The sequence below is a fragment of the Rhodovulum bhavnagarense genome, from assembly GCF_004343505.1.
Classification (GTDB): domain Bacteria; phylum Pseudomonadota; class Alphaproteobacteria; order Rhodobacterales; family Rhodobacteraceae; genus Rhodovulum; species Rhodovulum bhavnagarense.
The window spans coordinates 1-5,049 of sequence record NZ_SLXU01000034.1 but is presented as its reverse complement, the minus strand read 5'-3'; the positions used below and the strand labels follow the sequence as shown (position 1 = coordinate 5,049).

Below are 5,049 nucleotides of genomic sequence, written 5' to 3'. Positions count from 1 at the left end.
GCGTATCGTTCCTCTTGGAAGTTCTGGCAGGCTTCAGCACCCGCCACGATACGCCACCCTCTCAAACCCCGTCACCCAGTTTCACGCATAGCTCCCCTTTGGCTCCTGACCCACGGCCCGGCGCGCAAGGCGCTGGGCCTGATCCTCACCGCAGCAGCGATCCTGCTGTTCCTGCTGAACCTCCGCCGTGCAGGCGAACGCGCCGGGCGCGCGGCCGAACGGCTAGACCTCCGAGAGAGAAACGATGCCGTCCACCGCCAGATGCTCGACGCCGCCGCCCGCCGCCCTCCTGATCGCGACGCTCTGGCTGACAGGTTGCGCGATGGGCGGTTCTGACGCACGCGCGCCTTGCCCTCCCGTGGTCGACTATACGGCCGCCGAGCGGGCGCGGGCAGCCGACGAGGTTGAGGCGATGCCGGAAGGTGCCGTCGTCGTCCGGATGCTGAGCGATTACGCTGTCTTGCGAGACCAGGCGCGGGCATGCCGCTGACGGCCGGGCCGGACGAAGCCTGCCACGAGGCAAGCGCCAGACGCCTCGACCGCGGCGCATTGCCCGGCCCGGTTCATGGATTCACTGTGTCAACGAGCGGCCGGGATTCGCGGCAGGTCGATTATGGCAGAAGCGGTCATTCCAGTCTCATGCCGCGATGGGCACAATTGTGCACCTGGCAGGGGCTGGCCCTTCGCTCTCATGGTAGTGCGGGGGACATTTCTTCGATGCCAGTAAGTATCCGGCTACGAATGCGGTCCACCAGGTCGGCACCGGTGGAGATGTCGAAGCTCGCCGTTTCCAGCAGGGTTTCCTGACCCGTCACCCGGAACCGCGCGCGAATCCCCTCTTCGTCGCCCAGTCCCGCATGGTGGGGATAAAGCAGCGTCAGCCGCGGGGCCTTGTAGAGGTGGGCATAGGCCATCATCTGATAGACGTCCGCCTGGGAGACCCCTTGCTTCGGATCGTCGATCCGGTCGGAAATCCGTTTCCACTTGGTGTCGATCACATGGGCGACGTGGCCAGCGCGCCAGATCAGAATGTCAGGCTTGGTCTGGAACACCGCCCGATCGTCATCAAGCCGCGTCAGGCAGAACAAGCGGCCGCCCTGCAATGTCACGCGGAATTCGGACCCCACCAGCGCCCGCGTCACCAGACGGCCGATGTACTCCTCGAAGAGCGCGTTCATCTCGAACAGCAGGGCCGATCCCTGCCCTGACCCGGCGCTGGTGGTCTGGTATCGGTTGCGCAGAAACAGTTGCGCCATTCCAAATAGTTCCTGCCACGCGCTGTTCGTGCGGTCGATAACGACGTCGTCCCACCGCAGGGCGGGCACCTGCACCTCCGCCACATCGGCATAGACGAAGGCCAGCTCCCGCAACCGCTGCACGTTCGTCGCGTTGCGCGACATGCTTGCCAGATGCGCGATGGTCGCCTTCATGATGCGGTTGAGGGCGATATCCTCGGACAACTCGTCATAGCGGCAGGCCAGACGGCCCGGGTTTGCGAGATGGCGGGTGAACTGGCGCGGGATATCCAGCGATCCCCGCAAGGTCGGCAGGTCATCTTCGTGGAGGCTATAGCGGCGCGGCATGCCCCGCCGCACCGCCTCGGTCAGCTTGTCGCAAAAGACGCGGATCAGGATTTCCAGCAGCGTTTCGCGCTGCCAGTCGAGTTCGGTCATGCGTCCGGTCTGGATTTTCAGGTCGAGGGCCACCGCGAGTATGTGAACAAGACGCTTGCGGATTTCGCGCGTCTCTTGCGCTGAGCCATCCTTTTCGCCGACGTCTATCTTCGGCAGGATTTCCAGCGTGCAGCCCGGCACCGCCAACACGCCAACCACCCCACGCGCCCGCAGGTCATGGCGCCGATCTTCGAGAACGCCACCGCCGCCGCGCCCGGCGAAGGGGGATGCCTTGGCCAGTGCCACAAGGCGCTGGGCAAGATGCGGCGGAATACACCCTTCCCCATCGCCATGGGGCACAGCTTCCCATTCGCGAACGGAGTAGGCGGGCATCAGGCCGCGAACTCGGAGAAGTCGAACTGGTCCTTCACCCGCCAGCGCAATCTCTCACCGCTGAAATCATCTGCGGCGATTCCCGGCGGCGCGGCCAATGGGCGGGCTTCCAGAAACCGGGACGGGCCTTGCGGCCCATCACCCAGAACAGCGGCCACCTTCGACCAATCCTCATAGAAATACTCGGACAGAAGCGGAATGACCTTGTGCCGCATCACGTCCTCGACGGCCTCGGGCGATGTGCAGCCGGTGAAATAGGCGTGCCCGATCTGGTGTTCGCGGTCGAAGAGATACTCGATACGGTCGTTGATCGTGGCAAGCAGCTTCCGCAAATTGATCCCGCCCACATTCGGGGACAGGACGGCCGGGTTCGGCATCAGTTCCTTGAAGGTGAAGCGGCGGCGCAGGGCGGTGTCCAGAAGCGCAATCGAGCGGTCGGCCGTGTTCATGGTGCCGATGATGTGCAGGTTGGGCGGCACCCCGAAGCGCTTCTTCGAATAGGGCAAGGTCAGCTGGATTTCGTCGCGCCGCCCGAGGCGTTTGTCCGATTCCAAGAGCGTGATCAGTTCGCCGAAGACTTTCGAGATGTTGGCGCGGTTGATTTCGTCGATGATCAGGACATGCGCCGATGCGGTGTCGTGCTCGACCATGACCGTGGCGCCCGACGTCTGCTGCCCACCATTCGCTTGAGGATTCGACGACACAGCACCTGCTGCCGCGCCCGCAGGCACCAACCATGCCTGGTCAGGATGACTGGCCCAAGTGGGCATGTTGTGTTTTTCCCAACCACCGGTCGGCTCAACACCCGTCTCCCGACCGGCGCGCACCAGGGCTTCCCGATACTGGTGAAGGGAGAAGCCTTGCGGGTGTCCCTTCGCCAACTCTTGCGCGACATCTTGAGCAAGTTTCCGGAAAGTACCATCGCGCACAGGCGGCAGGTGCCCCACGGTGAACAGGCCATTTTCCAAACCCTGTTGGGGTTGAGGATCTCTGTTATCTGAGGACTCGGGCTCGGGCTGCACAGACGCAGTGACGTCAGGACCCGGGGCATCTGGCATCGCGGCAGCTGCATCCTGCCCGCGGCTCGCGCCATCCCTTGCAGCGGCCTCTGCACGCCGAGCAACCCGCTGGAAGATTCCAGAGACAGGCTCCAGGCGAAAGCCCGCGCTATTTTCAGACGGATCGTCCCGGTCGACGTCAGGTCTCAGCCCCTCGACGAATTCCTCGTATGACATCGACTGGTGGAAGGTCACGAACTCGATCCGACCCTCAATCATCAAGCGCCGGTATTCCGCCATCAGCCGAACCCGGTTGTTTTCGCCTGAGAGGGCAGCGGCGACGTCATTGCCGAGACAAAGGCGAACCGCCTCCCACGCCGTCTGGTAGGTCTTGCCAGTGCCGGGAGGTCCGTAGAGGATCAGGTTGGTCGTCGCGGTTTGCACAGCAATCGGCATGGTCCCGTCCCTAACGTTCACGTCCTGCCCGAGGACAAATGTGTATTCGGTCGTGGTGCTGCGCTCCGGCCCGGTCCGAGTGGGGGCCGGGACCGAAGCAAGCTGCTGGAACGCCTCTTTCTCCAACGCCTGGCAGACATTCGCCCAGTTTTTCACAAGGCCCGACATGTCGTGCAGGTCACCGGCGCGGATGGTTACCGAATGAAGTCCGGCCTCTCGGGCGGGCTCAATGAAATAGTTGAGAGCCACGAGACGCGCGCGTTCTGCCCCGCGCACCAGATGCGTGTGCTGTTCGGGTAGCGGCAACGGCGTGTCATGCTGATCGACGATGATGTAACCCGCCGCATGCAGTCTTGCGGCCGCGTCGCCCGGTTGGCTCCACCCGCCATTGAATGTGTTCGACGCCTTGCCCAAGAGGTACCCGACAATTGGCTTCGTCGGGAAGCGCTTGTCCTGGCGCGGGCGGCTGGACCGCACCCAAAAATCCTTCGGCTCGCCGAAACTCGAGAACGCATCGGCATGTGCACCTGACCTGCGGAACTCTTCGTAGGCGTCCATCGCACCCTCGATCCTCTCGCGAGTGAAGGCATCATCCTTGCCATTGGTCCCCTTGCGAATGATCTGGAACCCGAGAGCCTCAAGTTTGGCGAATGATTGGGCCTCTCCGAAGCCGTTGAAGAATTCCTTCGCTGCGCGGGCGCGGCCATCGGGAAGATGCCCCAAAGCTGCTGCGACGGTGGCCTTCGCGGGATAGGTCTGATCCTTGCCATCATCGCTGACCCAGACCTGTGGGCTGGCAAAGCCACCACGGGCGAGGAACGCCTTCAGGCCAAGTTGATCGCATTCCTGCATCGCCGCCTCGATTTCCTTGCGGGTGAGGCGGTCGACCAATGCCTGATGTTCGGCCTTGTCGGGAACATTGGACTGTTCGGTCAGGAAGGAATGGTAGAGTTTCAGGGCCTGCTGGAGGCTGGCCAGCCCCGTGCGCAAGACACCATCGATGGGGACGGGTGACGGGTTGGGGCGGTCCGCGCGTTCATCCTCGGCCGTGTAAGCAAACCGGTTGAGGATGCTGTCCCTATCTTCCTGCGCGAACAACTCATCCAGATCGCCCAGATACTGCTCCACGCGCTTGGCACTGCTCACGCGCGACGAAGCGGTCGCATCCGTTTGCCCCTGCGCAACCAACCACTTCCGGAACTCGTCCTGCTTCATCGCCTGCCCGTCCATCTGCCTGAGAGGTGCTGATCCGAGGTCAGGAAGCCGAGGGCAAAATCCTTCGTCGTCAATTCACCGTCTAGAGAACCACGGGTGGATGATGGCGGGAACCGGAATCGCGCGCAACTGCGCGTTGCCCGCCGCTGCCTGCCAATGCGGGCTTATGCGCGCCGCTGCGGTTTTTCTGTTGCGGTGTTGATGTGGCGTTGATGTAAACGCGAGAAAGCAAAAAGCGCCCCGTAGGCCGCTCTGCAAGTCTTTGATAACACTGTATTTTTTGGTTGCGGGGGTAGGATTTGAACCTACGACCTTCAGGTTATGAGCCTGACGAGCTACCGGGCTGCTCCACCCCGCGGCATTTTTGGCCCATA

Annotated in this window: 3 protein-coding genes and 1 tRNA gene; 1 reads left to right on the top strand and 3 read right to left on the bottom strand. The window is 62.8% G+C overall.

Features of this window, described 5'->3' with window-relative positions:
- Nucleotides 1–336, top strand: a 336-nt coding sequence (locus EV663_RS15340; protein ID WP_425057150.1) for a hypothetical protein, incomplete at its 5' end; no start/stop codon positions are given.
- Between the two features lie 353 nt (nt 337–689).
- Here EV663_RS15340 and EV663_RS15330 read toward each other — a convergent pair.
- From EV663_RS15330 to EV663_RS15320, 3 genes are all read right to left on the bottom strand, one after another.
- On the bottom strand, nt 690–2,006 hold the full coding sequence (locus EV663_RS15330; RefSeq protein ID WP_132953386.1) for an McrC family protein: 1,317 nt from the start codon (nt 2,004–2,006) through the stop codon (nt 690–692).
- Entirely contained in the window at nt 2,006–4,675 is a 2,670-nt protein-coding gene (locus tag EV663_RS15770) for an McrB family protein (RefSeq protein WP_243697993.1), read from the bottom strand. Before EV663_RS15770 ends, EV663_RS15330 begins: the two co-directional genes overlap by 1 nt.
- A 281-nt stretch (nt 4,676–4,956) precedes the next feature.
- Nucleotides 4,957–5,033, bottom strand: a tRNA-Met gene (locus tag EV663_RS15320).
- Between the last annotated feature and the right edge of the window lie 16 nt (nt 5,034–5,049).